This is a genomic window from Stenotrophomonas sp. 3(2025), assembly GCF_052665395.1.
This window is the reverse complement of record NZ_JBQOIF010000003.1, coordinates 97,048-123,446: the sequence shown is the minus strand read 5'-3', so window position 1 is coordinate 123,446 and position 26,399 is coordinate 97,048. Positions and strand designations below refer to the sequence as shown.

The window sequence follows — 26,399 nt, the reverse complement described above, 5'->3', positions numbered from 1 at the left end:
CATGGCCGCCTCGCGCGCCGCCGGACGCTGCCGCTAGACTCGGGGTTTTCCCCCCGCAACGGACCTGCTGCGATGACCCAGTGGTACTTCCATGCTCCCGGCCAGGCCGACCGTGTAGGTCCGTTCGACGAGGAGGCTGCGCGCCGCTTCGCCCAGGCCAATCCGCGCGCGCTGGCGTGGTGCCAGGGCATGACAGGGTGGACATCGGTGTCCGAAATCGCCGCGATGCAGCAGGCCGGCACCGGCACCGCGGCTCCGCCGCCGATGCCTGCAGTCACCCCTGCAGCCGCAGCAGCGTCAACCGGTGGCCGCGCCGACCGCATCGACTTCCGCATCGTCGGCCATGAAATGCAGTTCGTGGAAATCGAGCTGGATCCCGGCGAAGGCGCGGTGGCCGAGGCCGGCGCGCTGATGTTCAAGGATGCCTCGGTGCAGATGGACACCGTCTTCGGCGGCGGCGCGCGCAGCGGCCAGAGTGGCGGTTTCATGGACAAGGTGATGGCGGCCGGCAAGCGCGTGCTGACCGGTGAAAGCCTGTTTGCCACCGTCTACACGCAGACCGGCCAGGGCCGCGGCAAGGTCGCTTTCGCCGCGCCCTATCCCGGCACCGTGCTGGCGATGAAGCTGGACCAGCACGGCGGGCGCCTGATCTGCCAGAAGGACAGCTTCCTGGCGGGCGCGCGCGGCGTGCAGATCGGCGTGCAGTTCCAGCGCAAGATCATGACCGGCCTGTTCGGCGGCGAGGGCTTCATCATGCAGAAGCTTGAAGGCGATGGCTGGGTGTTCATCCATGCCGGCGGCTGCGTGGTCGAGCGTGAGCTGGCCGCCGGCGAACGCCTGGACGTCGATACCGGCTGCATCGTCGCCTACCACCCGACCGTGGACATGGACGTGCGCCGGGTCAAAGGCATCCGAAGCGTGCTGTTCGGTGGCGAGGGCGTGTTCCTGGCCACCCTGACCGGGCCAGGCAAGGTCTGGCTGCAGTCGCTGCCGTTCTCGCGCCTGGCCGGCCGCATGTGGATGGCCGCGCCGCAGGGCGGCGGCAAGAGCCGCGGCGAGAGTTCGCTGCTGGGCTGACCAGCCGTCGGTATCCCACATCGCATCGGTAGCGCCGGGCCATGCACGGCGAGCACAGCGGCAGCTGAACCATCCGCCGGGCATGGCCCGGCGCTACCCACGAATTTTGTGCGTTCGGTATGCTGGCGCCCTTTCCTGAATCCGGCGCCGCGAGCGCACTGCCGATGAGCCTGTTCCGCCCCCGCGTGCTGCTGTCCGTCGCCCTGCTCGGCCTGCTGGCCGGTTGCGGTGGTGAAGAGGTCCGCCCCACCCCGCCCGCGCAGCCCACCGTGGTTCCGCAGGCCAAGCCGGTGAAGATCGGCATCGCGCTCGGCGGCGGCGCGGCCAAGGGCTTTGCGCACATCGGCGTGATCAAGATGCTCGAGGCCAATGGCTTCGAACCGGTGGTGGTGTCCGGCACCAGTGCCGGCAGCGTGGTCGGCGCCCTGTATGCCAGCGGCATGGACGCCTTCCAGATGCAGAGCAAGGCGGTGGCGCTGGACGAAGCCAGCATCCGCGACGTGCGCCTGTTCTCCGGTGGCCTGGTGCAGGGCCAGAAGCTGCAGGACTACGTCAACGAACAGGTGGCCAACCGCCCGGCCGAGCGCCTGAAAAAGCCGTTCGCCGCCGTCGCCACCCAGCTGGAAACAGGCGAGCGTTCGATCTTCGTGCGCGGCAACGTCGGCCAGGCGGTACGCGCTTCCAGCAGCATCCCCGGCGTGTTCGAGCCGGTGAAGATCGGTGGCCGCAACTACATCGACGGCGGCGTGGTCAGCCCGGTGCCGGTGGATGCCGCACGGCAGCTCGGTGCCGAGTTCGTGATCGCCGTGGACATCTCCAGCAAGGCCAGCGGCAAGGCACCGACCGGCATGCTCGGCATCGTCAACCAGTCGATCTCGATCATGGGCCAGCGCTTGGGCGAGCAGGAACTGGCACGCGCCGACATCGTGATCCGGCCGAAGGTGCTGGACATCGGTGCTGCCGATTTCAGCCAGCGTGGCACGGCAATCCTGGAAGGCGAGAAGGCCGCGATGGCGGCGATGCCGCAGATCCGCGCCAAGATCCAGCAGCTGCAGAAGGCCCGCGCCGCCGCATTGGCACCGGCACCGGTGGCTGCGCCCAAGTGCGACGAGCCTTCGCGCCTGGGCAAGCTGATGGGCCGCAAGGAAAAGTGCTGACGCGCGGCGCTTGAACGGCCGCCGCGGTCAGCGCCGCGGTGGTGGGTAACCACTGGCCAGGCGTCGCTGCCGGCGCCGCTCATCCACCGCCCGGTCATGCCGCTGTGCGCTCAGCTGCAACTGCTCCATCGCGTCCCCCGGCAGCCACAGCTGTTGCCGGGCACGGGTGATCGCCACGTAGGCCGCGCGCACCGGGCTGTGCAGCGCGCGCGCATCATGGCCGCTGTCGAAGCAGCACGGCGCCATGGACACGGTAGCGAACTGCAGGTTCTTGGCGTGCTGGGCCAGGCACAGCACGACGCTGGCCTCGTCCGCATCGACCAGTTGCCCGAGCAGGCGCTGCAACGCCGCAGCATCGAAGCCACCGGCAAACAGCGCGGGGATGTCCGCCTGTCCACGCTTGGCACAGACCTGCACGAAGCTTTCCCAGCGTTGTCCGGGGCCGCCAGCGGCGGCGCTGCGCCAGGCGTCGATCGGGCCGTCCACCTCTTTCAACAGCGCCTGCCGCGACGCAGGATGCAGATGCACGCGCGCGCCGCGCGCGACCAGCGCGTTGGCTTCCAGCAGCATCCGCCACAGGCTGCCGTACAGGCGGGCGCCGGTGCTGGGCACCGCCGACCAGTCGTCATAGCGGCGCAGGCCGGTGGCGCGGTCGCTGGCGCCCACGAAAGGCGCCGGCTCGCCGAGATCGTCCAGCGCCAGTGACTGGTTGACCAGCGCATCGACCTGCCGCCCTTGCCGCACCGACTGGTGCATCTCCAGCGTTTTCGCCGATGACCAGCGCTGTACGCGTCCGCTCAGCCGTTGATGCGGATCGCCCAGGCTGACCACGCCGGGCGCGTGGGTGGCCAGCAGCTGTTTCCATGCAGGGCTGAGATCGTGCGCCTCATCGACCAGCACCATGCCCAGCGACGCTGGCAGCGGCACGGCACGCAGGGCCAGCCATTTGCCGATGTGTCCGGCATCCAGGCGCAGGCAGCCACCCTTCTGCACCACCGGATCGAACATGCAACGCCAGACGAACTCCGCGGCCGCGATGAACGGCGTGGCTTCCAGCTGCGCTGCGCCCAGCGAGCGCTGGAAATGCCAGGCCTGCAGGCTCGGCGCTGACGACGCGCACCACCGGTTGATGGCGTCCAGGGCGATCATCAGGACCTGGTCCGGCCGGCGTGCACCGATGGCCGGCAGGCCGAGGCGGGCGGCCGCCTCGCGCAGGGTCAGCGTGCTCTGCCGGTAGGTCGGTACGAAGCCACCGGTCAGGCCGTTGGCGGCGGCATGACGGGCGATCGAATTGGCGAACTCGATCTGGGTCAGCAGGCGCGTGCCGGCGTCGGCCGGCAGCCGCGCGCGGAATGCCTCGACCTGGCCACGCGTGGGCGCCACGTAGGTATAACGGCCCGGGCGAGCCTGCAGCAGCGCCAGCACCAGATGGCCCTTGCCGGTGCCGGCATAGGCCTGCAGGTCGATCAATTCATCGGGATTGGCCGCGATCGCACGCAGCACGCGTGCCTGTTCGGAAGTGAACAGGCCGTTGTGCTGGGTTGCATGCGTTGTCTGTTCGTCATCGCCGGCGTCTTCGTCATCGCCTTCGGCCAGCGATGTCGCCGGAAAGTGGATCGTGTGCTCTTCCAGGGTGATCCTGCACGCCGCCTGGAAGTCCGCGCCGGGATACGCATCCGGCGATACAGCCAGCACCGCCTCCATCACCTCGTCCGGTGCCAGCAGCACGTCCTGCGCGGCCAGCACGCCCAGCCACGCCTCCAGCGCCCGCGCGTCCTGTCCAGCGCTGGCCGCCAGCTGCGCCTGCGCAGCAGGGCCATCATCGGCGGCGAACAGCGCACAGGCGTCGTGCAGCAACCGCTGCAGCTGGGTGGCCGGTGGCCTTTGCCGGCGGCACAGCATGGCCACCAGCAGGCCGGCCTGCTCCAGCGGTGTGTCCGGCGGCGTGCCTTCGCTCAGGTGCCGCAGCAGGCTCTGCTCGCGCAGCGGAAGGAACAACGGGGAAGACGTCGGGAATGGGGTATCAGACATGCCGGAGCCAGAGGGAATCACTGCGCGGCCTGCATGTGCACGGCCGCCGCGGGCCACGATGCTCGGCCAGCGCACGCGCGCCGTCAAACATCACCGCGGCCGCCGGTTCATTCCAGCTGCGACAACGGCAATGCCTGGAAACCCTTCACCGTGCGCAGCACGAAGCTGGAATTGGCATCGGCCACGCCACCGGCGTTGAGCAGCCTGTCCAGCAGGAAACGCGAGAAGTGCTCCAGATCGCGCACATACACATGCAGCAGATAGTCCATGTCGCCGGTCAGGGCGTGGCAGGCCACCACTTCATCCCAGGCCTGCACGCTGTCGACGAAGTGCCCGATCGCAGCCTGGTCATGCTTTTCCAGCTGGACGCGCACGAACGCCTGCAGCCCCAGACCGAGCCGGCGTGGCTCCAGGCGCGCGCCATAGCCGACGATCACTCCTTCGCTTTCCAGCCGCTGCAGGCGGCGCAGGCAGGCCGACGGCGACAGGTTCACCCGCGTCGCCAGCTCCGCGTTGGTGGCGCGACCATCACGCTGGATTTCAGCCAGCAGACGTATATCCGTGCGATCGAACTGGACTTCTCCGGCCATTGTTGCCCCGCAACATGGTGAGTACGCAAGGATATTGCGCCAACAAGGTCAATCCGCGCAACTTTTGCAACCCTGTTGCGCGCCCCCTGCCCTAGCATCGTGGGTATCCCGTCAAGGAGTCTTCCATGGACCTCGCCCAGCCCCGCCGCGTCGAACACCAGCAGACCGACAAGGGCTACGTGCCGGTGTATACCACCGCGCTCGTCGAGCAGCCGTGGGACACCTATACCGCCGACGACCACGCCACCTGGAGCACGCTGTACCAGCGCCAGCGCGAACTGCTGGTCGGCCGCGCCTGCCAGGAGTTCCTGGATGCGCAGGACGAGATGGGCATGAGCGCGCACATGATCCCGCGCTTCGACCAGCTCAATGAAGTGTTGGGCGCGGCCACTGGCTGGACCCTGGTCGGCGTGGAAGGCCTGCTGCCGGAACTGGATTTCTTCGACCACCTGGCCAACCGCCGCTTCCCGGTGACGTGGTGGATCCGCCGCCCCGACCAGATCGACTACATCGCCGAACCGGACCTGTTCCACGACCTGTTCGGCCACGTGCCGCTGCTGATGAACCCGGTGTTCGCCAACTACATGGAGGCCTACGGCCGCGGCGGCGTCAAAGCACATGCGATCGGCCCGGAGGCGCTGCAGAACCTGACCCGCCTGTACTGGTACACGGTGGAGTTCGGCCTGATCGACACGCCCGAAGGCATGCGCATCTACGGTGCCGGCATCGTCTCGTCGAAGGGCGAATCGCTGTACTCGCTTGAGTCCGCCGCACCGAACCGCATCGGTTTCGACCTGCAGCGGATCATGCGCACGCGCTACCGCATCGACACCTTCCAGAAGACCTACTTCGTCATCGACAGTTTCGAGCAGCTGATGCAGGCGACGTCGCCGGACTTCACCCCGATCTATGCCGCGCTGGCCGACCAGGCGCACCTGCCGGCGGGCGATGTGCAGGCTGAGGATCGCGTGTTCCAGGCCGGCACGGGCGAGGGCTGGGCCGACGGCGGCGACGTGTGAGCCCACAGGCGGGTCCGCTATCCTGACCCGCATGACCGACGCTTTCGCTTCCCTGCGTGTCATCGACATCAGCTTCGATGACGACTTCATCCTGTTGACCCTGGCCGACGGCCGCCGCACCCGGCAGCCGTTGCGCTGGGCGCCTGCGCTGTTCGAGGCCACGGCTGAACAGCGCGCGCAGTGGGTGCTCACGACCGATGGGCTGGGCGTGAACTGGCCCGCGCTGCTGCCGGCGCAGGAACGCGGCGTGGTCGATGTTCCGAACCAGGTGTGGGATGACCGCTATGAAGCCGCGCTGGCGCGCCTGAAGGCGGCCGCATGGTCGCTCGATGCACTGTCCGATGAAGACCAGCAGCTGGTGGCGCTGTGGCGGATGGAAGCGGACATCAACAACGGCGGCTTCATGCAGTTCCTGTGCAACTGGGGCGACCCCACCTGCCAGCTGGCACTGCGTGCATTGCAGGCGATGGGGGCAGTGCAGACGCACGCGATCCTGGCCGGCATGCGCGGGCTGCTCGATCGACTGGAAGACGACCCGGCGATCAAGGAACTGACCGACCTGTATGGCGCGATGAGTGAGGACGAGCAGCAGGCGCTGGAGGCGTTCGATGACGACTATTACGCCCGCCCGGAAGATCTGGCCCGACTGGGTTTGAAGCATTTCGGCCCGGAGCCGTTGTAGAGCCGAGCGCACGCTCGGCTGCGTTTCAGTTACCGCGGATACGCCAGCAGCACCACCAGATCCTCATCACCCACCTGCTGCAGCGCATGGCTGCTGCCCTTGCGCGTCAGCAGCGCATGCCCCGCACGCACGTCGTGCTGTTTTCCATCCAGCACATAGCTGCCCTGCCCGCTCACGATGTAGTAGATCTCATCCTTGTGCTGCGGATGCAGGCCGATGCCCGCGCCCTTGTGCAGCACGCGCTTGCGCAGCACGAACGGCAGGCCCTGCGCATCGGCGAAGAACGGGTACGCCGTGGTCGGCCCGGCGCCGCCATGTGGGCCCGGTTGCGCGCGCGCCAGCGTGTCTTCGTGCACCACCTGCGAGGCACGCGCAGGATCGCCGCCCTGCCCCACCCCCATCACATCACAGTCGATATCGCGCACCAGTGCAGGCTGCAGCGCCGGCAGAACCTGCACCGCCTCGCGCAGCACCAGGCACGCCACCGCGTTGGCGCCGGCCACGCTGAAGTGGGTGCCGTCGGCCTTGTGCTGTTCCGGCACGAACAGGAAGTACGGGCGTGCACCCTGCTCTCCCAGCGCCCGGATCCAGCGCATGCTGCGGTCATTGAGATCGATCAGTGCAACGTGCTCGCGTGTGGCCAGCTGCTGCATCGCCAACGTGTAACGCGCGTGCGTATCCAGCAGCGAACCGAAGTCGTACAGCAGCCGTGCCACCGGCGTGACCAGCACCGGCGTGGCACCCTTGTCACGCGCCACCTGCACGTAGCGCATCAGCATCCGCGGGTAGTCACTGTCCGGATCGGTGTAGCGCGTTCGATCTTCGAACTTCGCATCGTTATGGCCGAACTGGATCAGCAGCACATCGCCACGACGCAGTTCGCGCCCAATGGCATCCAGGCGTCCTTCGTCGATGAAGCTGCGCGTGCTGCGCCCCCCCTTGGCGTGGTTCCGCACTTCGAAGCGCGCCGGATCCAGGTAGCTCTGCAGCGCCTGGCCCCACCCGGCCTGCGGCGCACGCTCGGGCCCGTATTCGGCCGCAGTGGAGTCACCGGCAATGAACAATCGCACCGGCGCCGCATGCGCGGCGGCGCTCGACAGCAGCAACAGCAACAACAGCTTGCGCATGGCCGGGCCCCGGTAGTGCCGGCCGCTGGCCGGCAACTTCATGGATGCGTTGAGCGTCGGTGGAAATGCCGGCCAGTGGCCGGCACTACCGAAAACCAAGCATTACCGCGCCAGCCAGCCACCATCGACCGGCAGCACCGCACCGTTGATGTAATCCGACGCCGACGAGGCCAGGAACACCGCCGCGCCGGCCAGATCTTCCGGCGTACCCCAACGGCCGGCCGGAATGCGCTCGAGGATCGCCTTGTTGCGGTCCTGGTCGGCGCGCAGCGCGGCGGTGTTGTCGGTGGCCATGTAGCCCGGTGCGATCGCGTTGATGTTCACGCCCTTGCCCGCCCACTCGTTGGCCAGCAGGCGGGTGATGCCGGCGATGCCGCTCTTGCTGGCGGTGTACGACGGTACGCGGATGCCGCCTTGGAACGACAGCATCGAGGCGATGTTGATGATCTTGCCGCTGCCTTGGGCGATGAAATGGCGGCCGGCGGCCTGCGAGATGAAGAAGGCCGACTTGATGTTGACGTTCATCACGTCGTCCCAGTCCTGCTCGCTGAAGTCCACCGCGTCGGCGCGGCGGATCAGGCCGGCGTTGTTGACCAGGATGTCCAGCCCGCCCAGGCCCTCAAGGGTTTCGCGCACCACGCGCTCGACCGGCTCGATGCTGATCAGGTTGGCTTCCACCGCCAGGCAGCGGCGGCCCAGCGCGGTGATCTTCTCGATGGTTTCGGTGGGCGGGGCGATGCCGGCCACGGCGACATCGGCGCCTGCGGCAGCCAGCGCCACTGCGATGCCCTGGCCCAGGCCGGTATTGCCACCGGTTACCAGAGCGACTTTTCCTTCCAGGCTGAAGGGATTGGTCATTGCGTATGCGTTCCTTGGTAGAGGCGTGCGTGATGCGGGGCAGGTGGCCACCGGCACGGCGTGCGCGGTGGCCGCCCGGCGCTTACTTGAGCTGGCAGATGTCCAGCACGTGCATGTCGGTGTAATCCAGGTTCTCGCCACCCATCGCCCAGATGAAGGCGTAGTTGCTGGTGCCCGCGCCCATGTGGATCGACCATGGCGGCGACACCACCGCTTCGTTGTTCTGGATGACGATGTGGCGCTGTGCGTCCGGCTCGCCCATGAAGTGGTAGACGCGGTCGCTGTCGCCCAGGTCGAAGTAGAAATAGACCTCGCTGCGGCGGTCGTGCAGGTGCGGCGGCATGGTGTTCCAGACGCTGCCCGGCTTGAGCACGGTCAGGCCCAGCAGCAGCTGCGAGGACTGGCAGGTGGCCGGCACGATGTACTGGTAGATGGTGCGCTCGTTGCTGGTTTCCAGCGCGCCGCGATCCAGTGCCACCGCGTCCTTGATCGACAGCTGCCTGGTTTCAAAGCGCGCATGCGCCGGGGTCGAGGCCAGGTAGAACTGCGCCGGGTTGGAGGCGTCCTGCGAAGCGAAGACGACGTCCTTGCTGCCCATCGCCACGTACAGGCCATCCTTCGGCCCCAGCGTGTACACGGTGCCATCGACGGTGACCGTACCGGTGCCGCTGCCGACGTTGATGATGCCCAGCTCGCGACGCTCCAGGAACGGATGGCCTGCGGCCGACGCCGGTTCGGTCTGCGCCGGCAGCGACAGCGGGCCATTGACCGGCGCCGCACCGCCCAGCACGAAGCGCTCGTAGTGGGTGTACTTCAGGGTCACCGCATCGGCGTTGAACAGGCCATCGAGCAGGTACAGCTCGCGCAGCTGATCGTTGCTGGCGCCCTTGATGGCGTCGGGATGGGTGGCGTAATGGGTCTTGCAGTACATGGCTTCTCCAGAGCAGGGGGCGGGCCGATGGGTTCGGCCCCGGCACGGTTCACGGTCGATTCTAGCCAGACAGGAAACCGGTGTCATTTTGCGCTGCACGATGCGGGTCGGACGGCATCGGCAGGGGGGGCAACGTGAAAGGTGTCACGACCAATGGTCGTGACCTACAGGATTGATCCCTGCGGGATCAATCCTCGGGAGGTTGGCAGGAATCGCGCACGATCAGGTGCGGGCGCACGCTGGCGATCTGCAGCGCCGGCTGGCCTTCGGGCTGGATCAGCATGGCCGCAGCGGTGCGGCCGGTGTCGCGGGTATGCCGCCGCACCGAGGTCAGCGACGGCCACAGGCGCGAGGCCAGCGGGCTGTCGTCGTAGCCGACGATCGACAGCTGGCGCGGAATGTTGATGCCCGCACGCAGCGCGACCTTGTAGATGCCGGCGGCCATTTCATCGTTGCCGGTGAAGATCGCCGTCGGCCGGCGCTTGCCCAGCAGCAGTTTCTCGGCGGCGGCCACACCCGATTCGAAGGTGTAGCCGGCCTCGATGATGCGATCCTTCGGCAGCTCGATGCCGCGCTGCGACAGCGCCTCGATGAAGCCGGCGGTGCGTTCGTGCGCCGAGCGGTATGCACTGGGGCCGGTCACCAGGGCGATGTCACGGTGGCCCAGCGAAAGCAAGTAGTCGGCCGCTTCGGCGGCGCCATCGCGGTCGTGGGTGACCACCATCTGCGAGGTTTCATCCAGCGGCAGCGCAGCCACGCGGGTGAAGCGGCAGCCGATCTCGTCCAGCATGTCCGCCAGCGCCTGGTCCTCGGATGCACGCGGCACCAGGATCACCCCATGCAGCTTCTGCTGCTGGGCGAAGCGGCGCACGCCATCGATGTAGCCCGGGCTGCGGCTGTCGCAGGGGTGCACCACCAGTTCGAAGCTGGAGCCACGCAGCGCATCCAGCGCGCCGTACTGCATGTCCACGATGTACTGCGCGGTGGGGTTGTCGTAGACCATGCCGATCAGGAACGAGCGGCGGAAGGCCAGGCCACGGGCCAGCGGGTCGGGGCTGTAGCCGACTTCGCGCATCAACGCTTCCACCTTGTCGCGCGTGTCCTTGCGCACCAGCGGCGAGTTGTTGATGATCCTTGAAACCGTTTTCTTGGATACACCCGACAGTCGCGCGATGTCGTTGATCGTGGCTGCCTTGCCCTTTGCCAATGCCGGCGTAGCGGCATCGTTCTTGTTGCGCACTGACATGTAGTGAACCCGATAAGCCTGGGGATTCCAGCGCGCGCTCAGTCCAGCGCGCGATAGCGGAAGCTGCGGAAGGTTACCGCACCGTTGCCGGCCGCATACAGGGCCGGTTTCAGTGCCAGGAACTTGCCGGCCACATTGTGATGGTAACCGGACACTTCCATCTGAACCGGATACTTCTGCCAGGTCTGGCCATCGGCACTGGAATGGATGGTGACGATGTGGCGGTTGTTGGTCACCCGCAGCCAGAGCCGGCCGCCCTTGGCGCTGGCCGCCAGCCGGGTGGGGCGTTCCTCGCCGTAGCGGTGCATGACGAACTGCTCGCCGTTGCTGCCCACGCCCACATACAGGCGGTCGCTGTAGAACAGCAGGGCACCGCCCACCGCGCCGGGGGCGATCTCCATCTGCACCTCGAACTGGTAGGCCGGGTCACCGGCAATGGTGGTCAGCGGCGAGGCGTCGCGCGGCGTGCTGCCCTTGCCCTGCAGCACCAGGCCGTCGCCGCTGAAGCGCAGGCGCCGGTATTCATCCAGCGCCGGGTTGAAGAACGCCCACTGCGGGCCCAGCGTACGGCCGGTGAAAGCATCGGACAGGGCCATGCCGTGCGGCGCCAGCGCGCTGCCCGATGGCTTGCGCAGCGGCTGCCCGAGATCACCGCCCTTGGCCACGAACCAGCCATCGGCGGTCCATTCGATCGGTTCCAGCAGCGCCTGCCGGCCCAGCGTCCAGAAGCCGTTCTCGTAGCCGTGGTACATCATCCACCAGCGGCCGTCGGTGCCTTCGATCACCGTGGCGTGGCCACGCGACCACCATGGTTCAGCGGCCGACCGGGTGCGCATGATCGGGTTGTTCGGCGCGTTCACCCACGGGCCGTGGATCGAGCGCGAGCGCGCGGTGATCACCATGTGCCCGGTCGGCGGGCCGGCGGTGCCGCCCACCGCAGTGGTCATGTAGTACCAGCCATCGCGGAAGTGGATCTTCGGGCCTTCCTGCGCGTAGGCCTCCACGTCCCAGCTTTCCGGGTAGCGCCAGCCGTCGTACACATGCTTGGGCGTACCCGCCACGCTCAGGCCGTCATCGGCCAGTTGCACGTAGTCGCCGCCGCTGAGGAACAGGTAGCGCTTGCCGTCCTCGCCTACCGCGTGGCCGGGGTCGATGTAGCCGCCCAGGCCGATGTCGATCGGCGCACTCCACGGGCCCTTGATGTCATCGGCCCAGACCACGAAGTTGCTGCGGCGCTCACCGGTGCGCGCCGGGAAGTAGATGAAGTAGCGGCCCTGGTGCTTGACGATGTCCGGCGCCCAGATCGCACCTACGTTCTGCGTGATCGCATGGCCGAGCGGCTGCCAGTTGACCAGGTCGCGCGAGTGCCAGATCGGCAGGCCGGGGTAGGCGTCGAACGAAGACAGGGTGAGGTAGTAATCCTCGCCGTCCTTCAGCACCGACGGATCGGGCCTGTCACCGGCCAGCACCGGGTTGAGGAAGGTACCGTTGCCAAGGTCGCCCTGGCGCTGGTGCTCGATGCCGCGCTTCCACTGCGCGGGCGCGGGCTCGGCAGCCAGGGCAGGCAGCGCGGCCAGCAGCAGGCCGAGCAGGACGGTTGCAGCAGTGCGGTGCAGCGTCGGTGTCATGGGATTTCCTCCGGTCATCAGGCGCGCAGCGCGGCGGGCAGCCACAGCGACAGCGACGGGAAGAAGGTGACGATCAGCAGCACGCCCAGCGCGGCAAACCAGAACGGCCAGATCGTGCGCATGCTCTGGCCGACGCTGATCTTGCCGATGGCGGTACCGATGAACAGCACCGAGCCCACCGGCGGTGTGACCAGGCCGAGGCCACCGGTCAGCACCAGCACCAGGCCGAAGTGGATCGGATCGATGCCATAGGCCTTGGCCACCGGCAGGAAGATCGGCGTGCAGATCAGGATCATCGGTGCCAGGTCCATGAAGGTGCCCAGCAGCAGCAGCATCACCACGATCATCAGCAGCACCATGAACTGGCTGTGCGCGAACGACTGCAGGAAGTCCACCGCCGCCGCAGGCACCTGCAGGTAGGCCAGCAGCCAGCCGAACACCGCCGCGGTGGCGATCACGAACAGGATCACGCCGGTGCTGCGCGCGGCATGGATGACGGTGTCGAAGAACTCACGCCAGCGCAGCTGCCGGTACAGCACGGTGGTGACCAGCAGGGCGTAGACCACGGCGATGGCCGCGCTTTCCACCGCAGTGAAGATGCCGGCGCGGATACCCACGAAGATCAGCGCCACCAGGCCCAGGCCGGGCAGGGCGGAGACGATGCGCAGCAGTACCGCGCGCCAGCCCGGAAACACTTCCACGCCATAGCCACGGCGACGCGCGACCACGTAGCCGGTGATCATCAACGCCAAGGTCATCAGCAGCGCCGGTACGATGCCGGCAGCGAACAGGTCGGCGATCGACAGGCCACCACCGGCGGCGGCCGAGAACAGGATCAGGTTGTGCGACGGCGGCACCAGCAGCGCCACCAGCGCAGCGGTGATGCTGACGTTGACCGCGAAATCGCGGTCGTAGCCACGCTTGACCATCTGCGGAATCATCGTACCGCCCACCGCCGACACATCGGCGATGGCCGAACCGGATACACCGCCGAAGAACAGCGAGGACAGGATCGAGACCTGGCCCAGGCCGCCGCGCATGCGCCCGACCAGCGATGACGCCAGGGCGATCAGGCGTTCGGAGATGCCGCCGCGCATCATGATCTCGCCAGCGAAGATGAAAAGTGGAATGGCGATCAGCGAGGCCGAACCGGTACCGGCGGAGATCTGCTGGACCAGCACGATGCTGGGAATGTCCAGGTAGAGCAGGGTGGCCAGCGCGGCGGCGGCCAGCGCGTAGGCCACCGGCACGCCCAACAGCAGCAGCGCGGCAAAAACAGAGAACAGGATGGTGATGCCCATGGATCAACGATCTCCTTCAGCGTCGTCGGCATCGGCTGCCGTGGCATGCAGCGCTTTCCACGCACGGTTCAGCGCGAACAGCAGCATCAGCGCACCGCCCACGGCCAGCGGCAGGTAATTGATGCTCTGCGGCAGGTTGGCGCCTGCGGTCTTGATGTCCATTCCATCGAGCAGCAGGTCGGCCGACCAGAACGCGATGAAGCCGCCCAGCACGGCCACCACCAGCTGGATGAACACATCCACCGCCCGGCGCAGGCCGGCGCCCATGTAGGCGTGCAGCAGGAAGAAGCCGAAGTGGCGATTGGTGTGCACGCCGCAGGCCGCGCCCAGGCTCATGGCGGTGGCCAGCAGCAGCAGGGTCACCGGCTCGGTCCAGCTGGGCGAATCGTTGATCACGTAGCGGGCGAACACCTGCCAGCCCTGCACCACCACCAGCCCCAGCAGCGCGACCACGGCAACATGGATGGCGATGTCGGCGATGCGGTCCAGCAGGCGTTGGCCGGGGCCGGGGCCGGTGGAAATCGTCGTCTCGGTCATGGCAGAGTCCTCAGGCGGCACGGATGCGGGCGACCAGCGCAGCCAGCTCCGGTTGCTGCAGGTACTGCTGCAGCAGCGGCTGGGCGGCGGCGCGGAAGGCGGGCAGGTCCACCTCGTTGGCTTTCACGCCCGAGGCCAGCACCGCGCGGCGCGCGGCATCTTCGGACGTATCCCATTGCGCGCGCATCACCTTCACCGAGGCGCGCGCGGTCTCCAGCAGCAGCTGGCGGTCGGCCGGCTGCAGGTGCTCGAAACTGGCGCGCGACATCAACAGCACGTCCGGCGCATACGAGTGATCGCTCTGCGACCAGTAGTGCGCGGCCTCGAAGTGGCGGCTGGAATGGAAGCTGCGCATGTTGTTCTCGGCGCCATCGATCATGTGCGTCTCCATGCCGGAGAACGTATCGCCCAGCGACATCGGCGTCGAGTTGGCGCCGAGCAGGCGCATCAGCTGGATGAAGATGTCCGAGGACGCCACACGCAGTTTCAGCCCGTGCAGATCACTGGGCTGCACGATCGGATGCTTGGTGTTGTAGAAGCAGCGTGCGCCGGAATCATAGATGGCCAGGCCGACCAGGTCGCGGCTCTCGAAGCCACGCAGCACCGCATCGGCAATGCCGCCATCCAGTGCGGCGCGCTGGTGCGCCACCGACTCGAACACGTACGGCAGGCACAGCGCCTGGGTGAGCGGGAAGGCGTTGTTCAATGCACCGGCATACACGCGGGTGATGTCGATGGCACCGAAACGGGCCATGTCGATCGCTTCCGATTCGCGGCCGAGCTGGCCCGAATGGTATTGCCGCAGGCGCAGGCGACCGTTGCTTTCGCGCTGCAGGGTTTCGCCGATCCACTTCACCGCGGTCACGGTGGGATAGTCGGCCACGTGCACGTCGGTGGCCGTCAGCAGCTGGCCGCCGTCGATGGCATCGGCGGGCCCGCGGCCACAGGCCGCGAGCATCGGGGTGGCCAGCGCAGCAGCGCCGCCGGCCAGGAAATGTCGTCGTGTGATCATCTGCGCCCTCCCGCGCGTGTTCACCGGATCGTGCGGCGGTTACCCGGCCGGCACGGCCCTGCAGGCAATTTCGCCGAAGCCGGCAAACCGCACCAGCGCCGTCTGCCCCACGGTGATGTCATGGATGCCGGTGGCGTTGCCGGTGGCGATCAGGTCGCCCCGTCGCAACGGCCGGCCGCGCAGCGCCGAACGCGACAACGCGAACGCATACGCCGCGCGCAGGCCGCCGGGCAGCCGGGTGGCACCACCGGCGCCGACCACCTCGCCCTCGATCAGGGTTTCGGCGCGCAGGTCGGTTTCGTCGCGGGCAGTCCAGTCGGCGATCTCCGGCCCCAGTACCAGGCCGTTGTTGTTGCCGAAGTCGGACACCACCACGCGCGGGCCGAGTTCGTTGATCGTCGCCAGCGGGCTGCTGGCCACTTCCACGCCGATGTACAGGCGCGCCGGCAGCGCTTCAGCCTGCTCGGGCGTCCAGTGCAGCTGTGCGGCGGGAGCGTCCTCCAACAGCTCCAGCACGTACTCCGCCTCGACCGCGCCGAAGCCGCCGACGAACACCGGAATGTCCACTGTTCCACCGGTAGCATTTTTCAGCTGACGTGAGAAAACCGGGCCCAGCAGGCGGTCGTCCCCGGACGCATCGCGGCGCTCGGCGGCGATGTAGCCGACCTTCCAGCCCACCACCTGGTCATCCCAGCTGGCAATGGCCAGATCCTGCACCTGGTAGGCAGCCACCAGGTCAGGCGGGACAACGCCCGGGAAGCCGGGCAGGGCCTGGCCGCCGCGGCGCGCGGTGGTGAAAGCGCGGGCGATCGCGGCCGCATCGTCCGGCGCCGGCGTCTGCCCATGTATGCCGTGTTCGTTGCTCAAGAACGGTCTCCCTCTGGCGTTGTTGCACTGCCCATCGACAGCGTCTGCAGGAGGTGTATATGGTAAACCGGTGTCATCGTGCAAGCCGCAGCGCATCACGAGCGCTTGCCGGTGACCTCGGCCACTCTGTTGTCTCCCCGTTGGAGCCCTTTCCACCATGCGTTTTTCCCGTGTGCTGTTGTTGCTGTCAGGCCTGCTGCTGACCGTCCCCGCATCCGCGGCCGATATGCCGTTGCGCGCAGGCGAACGCCTGGGCCAGGAGCTTGCCGGCGAGCAGCTGCCGCTGTGGCCGGCGGGGCAGGTCCCCGGTGAAACGGGCACGGCGCGGCCGGCGCGCGTGGTCGAGCGCAGCGATGATCCAGCCCACCCCGATCGCTTCATCGACCAGGTTGATGCGCCCTACCTGCTGGTGCACACGCCGGCCCGTGCCAACGGCCGCGCGTTGCTGGTGATTCCCGGTGGCGGCTACCAACGCGTGGTGATCGACAAGGAGGACAGCGCACTGGTGCCGGAGTGGGTGGACCGTGCCGGCTACACCCTGTTCGTGCTGCGCTACCGCCTGCCGCAGGCCGGCCGCGACCGCCAGGCGGCACTGGCCGACGCGCAGCGCGCACTGCGCGTGGTGCGCGACCAGGCCGCACGGCGCAGGCTGGATGCCGACAGCGTGTCGGTGATGGGCTTCTCCGCTGGCGGCCATGTGGCCGCACGGCTGGCCACCGGTTTCGATGCCCCGGTCTACCCGCCACGCGATGCCATCGATCGCCTCAGCGCGCGTCCTGCACGCGCGGTGCTGGTGTATCCGGTGATCGACATGGGCGCGCATGCACACAGCGGCTCACGCGGACGCCTGCTGGGCGAGCAGCCCGATGCGACGCTGGCTGCGCAGTATTCGATGCAGCAGCACGTACGCACGGACATGCCGCCGACGCTGTTGATCCATGCCAACGATGATCGGGTGGTCAACGTGCACAACAGCGAGATGATGGCGCAGGCACTGGCCAAGGCGGGTGTCGAACACGAACTGCACCTGTTCGCCCATGGCGGCCATGGCTTCGGCATGCGCATGCCGCCTGATTCAACGCTGGCCGTGTGGCCGCTGCTGGCACAACGCTGGCTGCAGGCGACGGAGGCAGCACAGTGAACCAGGGGGATGCCAACCTGCAGCGCCGCCGTTTCCTGCGCGACAGTGCACGCTGGGCGCTGGCCACGGCCACGCTCGTGGCACTTCCTGCCGCCGCGGTGCCTGGGCCACGTGATGACACACAGGTGGTGGCACGCCTGCGTGGCGGCCGCGTGCGTGGCCAGCGCGAGCACGGCGTGCACGTGTTCCGTGGCCTGCGTTATGGCGCTGACACCTCCGCCTACCGTTTCCAGCCGCCACGGCGCGAGCCGGGATGGCGTGGTATCGCCGACGCCCTGGAATACGCCGCGTCTGCGCCACAGACCGGAGCGGACGGACCGGGCAGCGAAGATTGCCTGTTCCTCAATGTCTGGACGCCAGCATTGGGCGACGGCGGCAAGCGGCCGATCCTGGTCTACATCCATGGCGGTGGCTTCAACAACGGCTCCGGCAGCGATCCGCTGTACGACGGCAGCGCATTGTGCAGACGCGGCGACGTGGTGGTGGTCACCGTCAATCATCGCCTGAACACCTTCGGCTACCTGTACCTGGGCGCGCTCGGCGATCCGCGCTATGCGGCCTCCGGCAACGTGGGCCAGCTCGACCTGGTGCAGGCGCTGCAGTGGGTGTGGGAGCATGCGGCGGTGTTCGGCGGCGACGCCGGCAACATCACCGTGTTCGGGCAATCCGGTGGCGGCGCCAAGATCGCCACGCTGATGGCTATGCCCGCAGCGAAAGGCCTGTTCCAGCGCGCGTGGACGATGAGCGGGCAGCAGGTGACCGCCGCCGGTCCACGTGCGGCGGCGCAACGGGCTTCGATTGCGATGGAAGCCGTGGCCGCGCGCGACCTGCAGGCGTTGCTGCGACTGCCGGCGACCGAGCTGCTGGCCGCCACCCGCGCACGCGATCCCTCGCGGGTGGAAAGCAGCGCGCTGTACTTCGGCCCGGTACTGGATGAGGTGGTGCTGCCGGTGCACCCGTTCTGGCCACAGGCACCGGCGCAGTCCGCGTCGATTCCGATGGTGATCGGCAACACCCGCGATGAGACGCGCGCGTTCCTTGGCAACGACCCGGCCAATTTCACGCTGACCTGGGAGCGTCTGCCGGCGCAACTGGAGCAGCAGCAGTTCGTCGATCTGCTGCCCTCGGTGGTGATCGCAGAATATCGACGCCTGTATCCGCACTACACGCCTTCAGAGGTGTTCTTCGCGGCCACCACCGCCGGCCGCTCGTGGCGCGGTGCGGTGGAGGAACTGGAAGCACGCGCCCGACAGACAACCGGGGCCGCACCCACCTGGGCCTACCAGCTCGATTGGCCATCACCGGTGGAAGACGGACGCCTGCGTGCCTTCCATACGCTGGATATTCCGCTGGTGTTCGACAACGCCGGCCTGCCGGGCGCGCGTACCGGCGGTGGTGAAGACGCCCGGGCACTGGCAGCGACGATGAGCGATGCGCTGATCGCCTTTGCGCGTACCGGCGATCCCAATCACGCGGGAATGTCGCAGTGGGCTCCCTATGGCGTGCCACAACGGCAGACGATGGTGTTCGATCGGCACAGCCGCGTGGTTGACGATCCACGTGCCGGCGAGCGTGCGCTCTACGCAAAAGTGCCGTTCGTGCAGCGCGGCACGCAGTGATGACACCGCGGTGCAAACATTCTGTTAACCCGCCTCGGCTAGAGTCGGTTCATGGAAGCGATGTTCACGCCACCGCCGTTCACCGGCCGCGAGCGCTTGATTGCACGGATTGATGCCGCCGTCTGCCTGGTCGATCCGCAGGCGATCACCGGTGCGCTGCAGCGGGTGCTGCGTGAAGCCATCGTCGATCCGCTGATCGAGCTGCCGCCCTGCGTACGTCGCCCCGTGGACGGCCATTACGCACGCCGTGAACTGTACCGAAGCGCCACGCTGGGCTACAGCGTGATCGCGATGTGCTGGGGCCCGGGGCAGGGCACGCCACTGCACGACCACGATGCGATGTGGTGCGTGGAGGGCGTCTGGCAGGGCGAGCTGATCGTGACCCCATACGCGCTGCTGGAACAGCGTGGCGAGCGTCACCGCTTCGCTGCGCAGGACACGCTGTACGGGCACCGTGGCAGCGCCGGCAGCCTGATTCCGCCGCACGAGTACCACACACTGCGCAACGCCAGCGACGAGGACGTGGCAGTGTCCGTGCACGTCTACCAAGGCGTGATGGAGCGCAGCGCGGTGTTCGATCCGCTGGATGACGGCTGGTACCAGCGCCGGGTGAAGGTAATGGAGACCGAGGCGTCCTGATTGCGTTCCGCCGGGCATGGCCCGGCGCTACCAGGGCTTGTGCCCAACCGATTCAACCGAGGCGTCCTGATTGCGTTCCGCCGGGCGTGGCCCGGCGCTATCTATCAGGGCTTGTGGCCCACCGATTCATCGGTAGCACCGGACCATGCCCGGCGCAATGCGGAACTCATCGCGGCACATCCACCACATTGTTGAGCCGGGTGACTTCCTCTCCGCCATCGACCAGCGCAACACGCACGCGCAGGCCGCCGCGATCCCCTGCCGGCAACGGCAACGACACCACCGCCGTCTTCGGCAGCAGGTCGGTCGGTGCCGCCATCGCCGGCACCTCGGTACGTGCGATCTCGCGGCCCCGCGCATCTTCCAGTATCGCCACGCCCACACCGCTGGCCACATGCCCAAGGCCATGCACGGTCACGTGTACCTGGCGCCCGTCCACCCGCACATCGCCACGGCCCACGCCCAGGTCCGGACGCATTTCCACCGGCGTGCCCGCAGACACACGCTCGAATTCGAAGACCTCGGTGCGACCGGGCTGGAACTGCATCGGTACCGACACACTCGTCTCCAGCTGTACCGTGCGCTCGCGCGGCCTACCGTCAATGCGGCCATCGCCATCGGCATCCACGCCACTGCGCACGCGCCAGGAACCGCTGCCCACGTTCCAGCCGGTCATGTCGGCGGCGATCACGCGCGCGCCGAGGTTGTGGCTGGTGATCGTGAAGCGCTCACGCGAGGGCGCATGCACCAGCAGTGCCACCTGTTCCGCAGCGCCCTCACGATCGAAGCGCCAGCTGACGGTGTGCCCGGGCCAGCTCTGGTTGCGCTTCAGGGCGATGCCGCCCAGCCGCGCACGCTGCAGGAACTCGCTCGGTGCTTCCACCCGGTCGGACCACCAATGGCCCTCGGTGTTCATGTACGCGCGTTGTGCCTTGGCCTGCAGGCCCTCGGCATGCAGCGCGTCGATGTACTTCCGCTCGCCGCTGGCCTGCCATGCCATCAGGCTGGCGAAACCGGTCTTTCCGGCGTCGGCCTCGGCGGTCAGCAGCGGGTACCAGTCCTGCTGCCGGCCAAGTGCCTCTACATAGTTCTCGCCAAGGTTGGCCAGCGCCCCGGGGCCGCCGCGCTGCACGCGATAGTCCAGTGCCTGCAGGTACTTCGCATCACCGGTCCAGCGCCATGCCGCCCAGAAGGTGTGCATCGTGTCACCGCTGCCGGAGCCGTTGTTGAGTTCGCCGCCACGGGTCTCACCCGTGGCCCAGTTGATCTCGTTGGGCAGGGTGAAGCGGCCCTTGTCGTCGGTGCCGGCGTGGGCCAGATAGCCATCGGCCAGGCCGATCACCAGCCGGCGCCCGGTCGGGTCGGCGTTGTACCGGCCCAGCAGGAACGCCGGGTGCAGCACCGGGAACGAGTACGGCTTCTGCCACTGCCAGTTGGGTTCGCGGTAGACCTTGTTGCCACCGAACCAGTTGCTGGAGAACAGCACATGGCCCTGCGGGTTGCGCAGGATGATGCGCTCGTCGAACGCCTTCACCGTTTCCATCAGCCGTTCCAGGGTCAGCGGATCGCCCCAGTTGAGGTACAGCATCGCGCTGTTGGTGTTGATGCCTTCCTCGTAGGCATGCAGCTCGTCGGTCTCGATGGTGCTCAGGCCATTGCTGAACATGCCGTTGCGGTACACCGCGTCGGACAATGCGGTCAGCGAGGCATTCAGGCGGTCCGGCTGCACGCCCATCAGGGCAAGGCCGGGCCACTGCTGGGTCAGGTCGGAATCATCGGAGATGCCACCACCGAAATCGCCGTAGGCCACCTGCCGCTGATCGATCCACCAGTCGACGAACTGCCGCACCTGCGCCAGGTCCTGCACCTGGTGGAAGGCCCACGCCGGTACGCCCCTGGGCACCTCCGGCGCGGTGTACGGCGGGCGGCCCTGGCTGTTGTAGCTGATGTAGTTCCAGTACAACCGGCCCAGCTCATGGTCCGGGTCGACCCGCAGCAGATCGCTCAGGTCCGCGTAGACGCGCGCATACAGGCGCTGGCGCTTGGAGGTGGTGTGTTCCTCCACGAGGAAACCCCAGTTGTCGCGCACCTGGTTGAAGCGGTCGGCCACGTGCTCCTTGAGCGCATCGGCGCGTGGCTTGAACACCAGCCGCACCTGCGCACCGTCCAGTGCCTTGGCGTCGAAGCCGGGCGCAGCCGAAGCGATGCTCAACCACAGGCTGTCGGCGGTGAGGATGCGGTCGCGCAAGTCCAGCCACAGCGTGCGCTTCTGCCCCGGTAGCACCGAGACCGATACATCGATCATGTCGCGCGCCGGCCAGATCGGATCCTTGATGCGGACGTTCAGCGGGATCAGGCCATCGTGCGTGGCCGGCAGGTGCAGCGCGGGAATATCGATGGCCAGGCCATCCAGACCGTCATGCATGTTCTCCCAGCTGTAGGCCCAGCTGCGGATCAACGGCTGGTTGGCCGGCGCATCGCCCACGCCGGAGGGAATCAGCACGTGCACGATGGGCTTGGGCTGCGCTGGCAACGAATCGGCCGGGCGCCGGCGCGAGCCCGCCCCCTTGGGCAGCGCCATCACCGTGCTGCGTTCGGCCGCCGGGTAGCGGCCTTCGATGTAGCGGCGCAGTGTGTCCAGGTTGGTGTAGTCCGGCAGTGCCTGGCTGTCGATGACATAGGTCTGCTTGACCGTGCCATCGGGTTCGGCACCTTCGCTCACGCCATACGCCCAGATCTCCTGGATCGGCGTTTCCTGTTCAACGTTGCTGAAGCGCAGCACGCCACCGGTCCGTGCCGGGATGTCGTCCACGCTGCGCACCACACCCTGCGGACGCGTCGCCAGCACCTGGGTGGCGTGCGCGGCGTCACGGCCATGGGCCAGCGTGCCGAAGGCCGCGCCGCGGATCTCCACCCGGTTGACGGTCTCGCCGGCCGGCACGGTCAGGTCCAGATGCTGGCCGCTTTCCACATACGTGTTCCAGTCCGGCAACTGGAAGTAGTCGTTGCGGCCGGGCAGGCGCGAGCGGTTGTAGACACCGGGCCAGGTGGTCTCGGCGATGCCGTCGGTGGCCTTCCACATCCACGCCTTGAGGTCGCGGGCATCGTCGAATTCGATCTTGCGGATGCGCGTGCTGGCTGCGGTCAACGGCGGCGGCGGCGCGCCTTCCCAGCCGAAGCGATGGCGCCAGGCACGGTCATCGGCAGCGCTGGCAACGGCGCTTTCGGCGGCCTTGCCGCGCGCGAGCGCACTGACGGCCGCAGCATCGAGCATGCGGTCATACACGCGGATGTGCTGGAAATCGCTGCCACGCAGGAAGTTGTAGCGGCTCTGCACCTGGTAGGGCGCCATCACCCGCCCGGCCAGGCCGAGCTGGTCCAGCGCGGCATCGTAGTCACCGCTGGCCTGCACCCGCGCCACCTCGCGGCCATCGACGAACAGGCGTACACCCTGGTCTTCGTCCCAGGCGAAGGCCAGGTGCAGCCACTGGTCCGCACGTGGCGGCGTGTCCATGCGGAACGACACGCGCGTGCGGGCGAGGTTGGCATCGGTGACGAACGCATCGAAACCATGCCCGTTCCAGTCGATCCGCAGCCAGGCCATGTCCCAGCTGCTGTGGTCGGCATAGCCGACGCGGAAGATCACGAACGGCGCTTCGCCCACCGCGTAGCGCGCGCGCCAGTCGAAGGCGAGGGTGCCCCGCTGGGCGAGGATGTTGCCGGGTGCATCCCAGGCCAGCACGCCGTCGTCCTGCCACTGGATGGCCTTGCCGCGCGCTCCGTCGTCGACGATGTCGACCTTGTCGCGGAAGTTCGGCACCGCCTCACCCTGCGCCACCACGGCCTCAAGGCCTTTGCCGGCATCGACATGGAACAGCAGCGTGGGCGCATCGGCGGCGGCCATCGCGGGGCCGGCAGCCAGGGCCACCGCCAGCAACAGGCAGCGGGACAGGGTCGAGCGGTGCGGCATCAGGCGTTTCCTTTCAACGGGCGACGGCCGGCGAGGGCCGCCGGACCGTAGCAAGGCCACGCCGCGACGGCACCTTGCGGCGCAGCAGCGGTCGTGGCGAACGACGGCGTGCCGGATGGCACGCCGTCGGCGTTGCTCAGAACTTGTAGCGCAGCCCCAGCAGGTACTGGCGGCCGGTCTCGGTGTACTGCAGCGGCAGGCGACCGGTCAGCGGCGAGTACACCCACTCGTCGGACGCTTCGTTGGTCAGGTTGATGCCTTCCAGGCTCAGTTCCAGCTGGTCGCTGATCTTGTAGCGGATGGATGCATCGAACACCGTGGTACCGGTCATGCCGTGGTAGCCATCGAGGTTGAAGCCGGTTTCCTGGCCCGGTGCCTGGGTCAGGTAGTCATCGCGGTTGGTGGCCGAGATGCGCCCGGCGAACTTCTCGCCTTCATAGAACAGCGTGGCGTTCCACGACGACTTCGACAGGCCGGTCAGGTCGGTCTTCATCACCGGCTGCCCGGCCGCGTTGATGTACTGGATCTTCGATTCCACCCAGGTGTAGTTCAACTGCATGCCCAGGTTGGCCCACTTGCCCGGCAGGAAGGTGAAGGGCTGGGTGTAGTTGGCCTCCACGCCGTGCAGTTCGCCGCCCGGGGTGTTGACCGGCTTGCTGTAGGTGAAGTCATCGGTGGCCGAGGCGCCGGTGCCGACCAGCAGCGAAGCCGGCAGGCCGCTGTCACTGTACGGACGCACTTCGCGGGTGGTCTGTACGAAGCTCTCGATGTCCTTGTAGAACAGGCCGATGCCGGCCATTGCGCCCTCGGCGAAGTACCACTCGAAACCAAGGTCGACATTGGTTGCGCGGATCGGATCCAGCACCGGGTTGCCGCTGGAGATGGTGCGTGCACCACCGGCCACGGCCACCGTCGCGCCCGGGGTCAGGCTGCCCAGCCCCGGACGGCTCATCACCTTGGCCGCACCCAGCCGGATCAGGAAGTCCGGGGTGACTTCGGCCACCAGGTTGAACGAGGGCAGGGTGTCATCGTAGGTACGGCTGACCGTGGTTTCGACGGTGCCGTTGGCCAGCGTCGACTGCCCGGTGGACGACTGCTTGGTGCGCACGTAGCGCACACCGAAATTGCCCGACAACGGCAGCGAGCCCAGTTCGGTGGAGAACTCGCCCATCAGGTAGGCGCCTCGGTCCTTCTCTTCGACGCTGCGCACATTGTTGGCGCGCGGGGCGACGGCGAAGGTGCCGCTGTTGCTGTAGATGTCGAGCTGTTCGGCGATCGCATCCAGGTCCGGCACGACCCAGTTCGACGGACTGCCGTTGATGCCCTTCAGTCCGGCCTGCTCGGTCAGGTTCACCGGCACGATCTTTGTGCCGCCGGCGAAGTTGGGCACGGCCAGTTCGCTGGCGCGGCGCAGTTCGACGGTCTTGAACGTGTAGTCCTTGGCCAGCACGCCGCCCTTCAGGCGGAAGCCCGGGCTGATGTTCCAGTTGAAGTCGATCTGGCCGGTGTCGAAGTCGTTGTCCACGTACTGCGGACGCAGGCGGATCTCGGCCAGTTCCCAGCCGTTGGGATTGGTCGGGTCGATGCCGTAGTTGAGGATCGGCGCACGGCTGTTGCCGCGGTAGTCGTAGCTGTAGCCCTTGACGTCGTACTTGTCCATGATGACGGTGGTCTGCATCGGGTTCTCGTGCTTGGACCGCGAGATGCCGATCTTGCCGGACAGGGTGAAGTCATCACCGAAGCGGTGCTGGCCGTTCAGCGCGATCTGCTTGAACTCGGTGCTCCACTCGTCGTGGCGGTTCTCGGTGCGGATGTCGACGTTGTCGAATTCGCCGTAGAGCAGTGCGTTGTCGCGGATCTCGCCGTTCTTGACGATGGTGGTCGGCTTGCCCGACAGGCGTGCGCTCGCATTGGCGCCACGGCTGAAGGAAATCGCCTCGATGTAGTGCTCGTCGCGCGTTGCGTCGATCTTCGAGTACAGCGCATCCAGCGAGATCTCGGTGGCGTCGTTCGGCTTCCACTGCAACGAACCGGTCACGCCCAGACGCTTCTGCTCATGCTCCATCTGCACGTAGCGCGGGAAGCGCGGATGGAACACATCGGCGCCACGCGCGGCGGCGAACGGCGAGGACGCGGCGAAGTTGCCGTTGCTCGGGCCGTTGGCCCAGCGACCGGTGTTGGAGCCTTCCTCCAGCGCCTGGCGCTCGGAATAGGCCACCGACAGCAGCGCGCCGAAGGTGCCATCGGCGAAGGTGTTGGAGACCAGCGCGGCAATGCGCGGATCGGCCTTCTCGGCCATCGCGTTGTAGCTGGCCTGGCCACTGGCGGCGAAGGTGAACCCGTCGTAGTCGAACGGACGCGCGGTGCGCAGATCGACGGTGGCGCCCAGCGAGCCTTCCTCGACATCGGCCGAGGCGGTCTTGCGCACCAGCAGCTGCGAGAACAGGTCCGAGGCGAACACGTTGAAGTCGAAGCCACGGCCGCGGTTGGTGCCGCCGCTCTGGTCACCGGCGCCGACCGTGGTCAGCGCTTCCATGCCATTGATGCGCACGCGGGTGAATTCCGGGCCGAGGCCACGCACCGAGATGTTGCGGCCTTCGCCGGCCTCGCGGGTGATGACCACGCCCGGGATGCGCTGCAGCGACTCGGCCAGGTTCAGGTCGGGGAACTTGCCGATGTCCTCGGCAACGATGGCATCGACCACGCCGGCTTCGCCGCGCTTGATGTCCAGCGCCTTCTCCACGCTGGCGCGGTAGCCGGTGACGGTGACCGTATCCAGGTCGGTGGCGTTCGGGTTGGCGCTCTGCTGCTGCTGCGCGCCGGCGTTGCCTGCCAGGGCCAGTGCGACGGCCAACGCGAGCAAGGTAACCGGTGTCTTTTTTTCATGGTTCCGAGAATGCATGCCTTTCCCCTCTCCCAAAGGTCTGGTATCGCGGCTGTTTCAGCGGGATGACACCGCTGGTCAGG

Annotated in this window: 20 protein-coding genes; 7 read left to right on the top strand and 13 right to left on the bottom strand. The window is 67.5% G+C overall.

The window, feature by feature from the left end; all coding sequences use genetic code 11:
• The first annotated feature begins 72 nt into the window (after nt 1–72).
• Entirely contained in the window at nt 73–1,077 is a 1,005-nt protein-coding gene (locus tag ACUXVE_RS03455; protein WP_222388051.1) for a TIGR00266 family protein, read from the top strand.
• Between the two features lie 164 nt (nt 1,078–1,241).
• Nucleotides 1,242–2,234 (top strand): patatin-like phospholipase family protein, encoded by a 993-nt coding sequence (locus tag ACUXVE_RS03450; protein ID WP_025875469.1) that lies wholly within the window; start codon nt 1,242–1,244, stop codon nt 2,232–2,234.
• Between the two features lie 27 nt (nt 2,235–2,261).
• Here the strand turns inward: ACUXVE_RS03450 and ACUXVE_RS03445 are convergent, their stop codons facing one another.
• Nucleotides 2,262–4,265 carry a hypothetical protein gene (locus ACUXVE_RS03445; protein ID WP_445513831.1) on the bottom strand — a complete coding sequence of 668 codons (2,004 nt, stop codon included), beginning with the start codon at nt 4,263–4,265 and terminating at the stop codon, nt 2,262–2,264.
• Nucleotides 4,266–4,372: 107 nt separating this feature from the next.
• The gene (locus ACUXVE_RS03440; protein ID WP_025875473.1) at nt 4,373–4,855 is read right to left on the bottom strand and encodes an Lrp/AsnC family transcriptional regulator; all 483 of its coding nucleotides are present in this window, start codon (nt 4,853–4,855) and stop codon (nt 4,373–4,375) included.
• Between the two features lie 125 nt (nt 4,856–4,980).
• Here ACUXVE_RS03440 and phhA point away from each other — a divergent pair, with 125 nt between their 5' ends.
• Complete coding sequence (gene phhA, locus ACUXVE_RS03435) at nt 4,981–5,874, top strand: phenylalanine 4-monooxygenase (RefSeq protein WP_059063088.1); 894 nt, start codon at nt 4,981–4,983, stop codon at nt 5,872–5,874.
• 31 nt (nt 5,875–5,905) lie between these two features.
• Nucleotides 5,906–6,556, top strand: coding sequence for a DMP19 family protein (locus tag ACUXVE_RS03430; RefSeq protein ID WP_222388053.1), 651 nt, complete (start codon nt 5,906–5,908; stop codon nt 6,554–6,556).
• A 29-nt stretch (nt 6,557–6,585) separates the two neighbouring features.
• Here ACUXVE_RS03430 and ACUXVE_RS03425 read toward each other — a convergent pair whose 3' ends face one another.
• From ACUXVE_RS03425 to ACUXVE_RS03385, 9 genes are all read right to left on the bottom strand, one after another.
• Nucleotides 6,586–7,683: a GDSL-type esterase/lipase family protein gene (locus ACUXVE_RS03425; RefSeq protein WP_033832844.1), complete on the bottom strand. Its 1,098-nt coding sequence runs from the start codon at nt 7,681–7,683 to the stop codon at nt 6,586–6,588.
• A gap of 102 nt (nt 7,684–7,785) precedes the next feature.
• Nucleotides 7,786–8,541: a 2-dehydro-3-deoxy-D-gluconate 5-dehydrogenase KduD gene (kduD, locus tag ACUXVE_RS03420; protein WP_033832661.1), complete on the bottom strand. Its 756-nt coding sequence runs from the start codon at nt 8,539–8,541 to the stop codon at nt 7,786–7,788.
• Between the two features lie 82 nt (nt 8,542–8,623).
• The gene (kduI, locus tag ACUXVE_RS03415; RefSeq protein ID WP_445513830.1) at nt 8,624–9,472 is read right to left on the bottom strand and encodes a 5-dehydro-4-deoxy-D-glucuronate isomerase; all 849 of its coding nucleotides are present in this window, start codon (nt 9,470–9,472) and stop codon (nt 8,624–8,626) included.
• A 187-nt stretch (nt 9,473–9,659) separates the two neighbouring features.
• Entirely contained in the window at nt 9,660–10,718 is a 1,059-nt protein-coding gene (locus tag ACUXVE_RS03410; protein WP_093820319.1) for a LacI family DNA-binding transcriptional regulator, read from the bottom strand.
• Between the two features lie 38 nt (nt 10,719–10,756).
• Entirely contained in the window at nt 10,757–12,346 is a 1,590-nt protein-coding gene (locus tag ACUXVE_RS03405) for a family 43 glycosylhydrolase (RefSeq protein ID WP_445513829.1), read from the bottom strand.
• 17 nt (nt 12,347–12,363) lie between these two features.
• Complete coding sequence (locus ACUXVE_RS03400; RefSeq protein ID WP_025875489.1) at nt 12,364–13,647, bottom strand: TRAP transporter large permease; 1,284 nt, start codon at nt 13,645–13,647, stop codon at nt 12,364–12,366.
• 3 nt (nt 13,648–13,650) lie between these two features.
• Entirely contained in the window at nt 13,651–14,184 is a 534-nt protein-coding gene (locus ACUXVE_RS03395) for a TRAP transporter small permease (protein WP_445513828.1), read from the bottom strand.
• 10 nt (nt 14,185–14,194) lie between these two features.
• The gene (locus ACUXVE_RS03390) at nt 14,195–15,196 is read right to left on the bottom strand and encodes a TRAP transporter substrate-binding protein (protein WP_445513827.1); all 1,002 of its coding nucleotides are present in this window, start codon (nt 15,194–15,196) and stop codon (nt 14,195–14,197) included.
• 39 nt (nt 15,197–15,235) lie between these two features.
• The gene (locus ACUXVE_RS03385; RefSeq protein WP_445513826.1) at nt 15,236–16,063 is read right to left on the bottom strand and encodes a 2-keto-4-pentenoate hydratase; all 828 of its coding nucleotides are present in this window, start codon (nt 16,061–16,063) and stop codon (nt 15,236–15,238) included.
• Nucleotides 16,064–16,220: 157 nt separating this feature from the next.
• On the opposite strand from ACUXVE_RS03385, the gene ACUXVE_RS03380 reads away from it, so the two are divergent.
• Genes ACUXVE_RS03380 through ACUXVE_RS03370 form a run of 3 tightly spaced genes read left to right on the top strand, consistent with a single transcriptional unit; the run spans nt 16,221 to nt 19,462 of the window.
• Entirely contained in the window at nt 16,221–17,204 is a 984-nt protein-coding gene (locus tag ACUXVE_RS03380; RefSeq protein ID WP_445513825.1) for an alpha/beta hydrolase, read from the top strand.
• Nucleotides 17,201–18,823 carry a carboxylesterase/lipase family protein gene (locus ACUXVE_RS03375; RefSeq protein ID WP_445513824.1) on the top strand — a complete coding sequence of 541 codons (1,623 nt, stop codon included), beginning with the start codon at nt 17,201–17,203 and terminating at the stop codon, nt 18,821–18,823. The genes ACUXVE_RS03380 and ACUXVE_RS03375 overlap by 4 nt, the downstream gene beginning before the upstream one ends.
• A 51-nt stretch (nt 18,824–18,874) precedes the next feature.
• The gene (locus ACUXVE_RS03370; RefSeq protein WP_222388058.1) at nt 18,875–19,462 is read left to right on the top strand and encodes a cysteine dioxygenase family protein; all 588 of its coding nucleotides are present in this window, start codon (nt 18,875–18,877) and stop codon (nt 19,460–19,462) included.
• Between the two features lie 166 nt (nt 19,463–19,628).
• On the opposite strand, the gene ACUXVE_RS03365 is transcribed toward ACUXVE_RS03370, so the two are convergent.
• On the bottom strand, nt 19,629–23,432 hold the full coding sequence (locus ACUXVE_RS03365; protein ID WP_445513823.1) for a LamG-like jellyroll fold domain-containing protein: 3,804 nt from the start codon (nt 23,430–23,432) through the stop codon (nt 19,629–19,631).
• A gap of 136 nt (nt 23,433–23,568) precedes the next feature.
• Complete coding sequence (locus ACUXVE_RS03360; protein ID WP_445513822.1) at nt 23,569–26,334, bottom strand: TonB-dependent receptor; 2,766 nt, start codon at nt 26,332–26,334, stop codon at nt 23,569–23,571.
• Nucleotides 26,335–26,399: the final 65 nt, after the last annotated feature.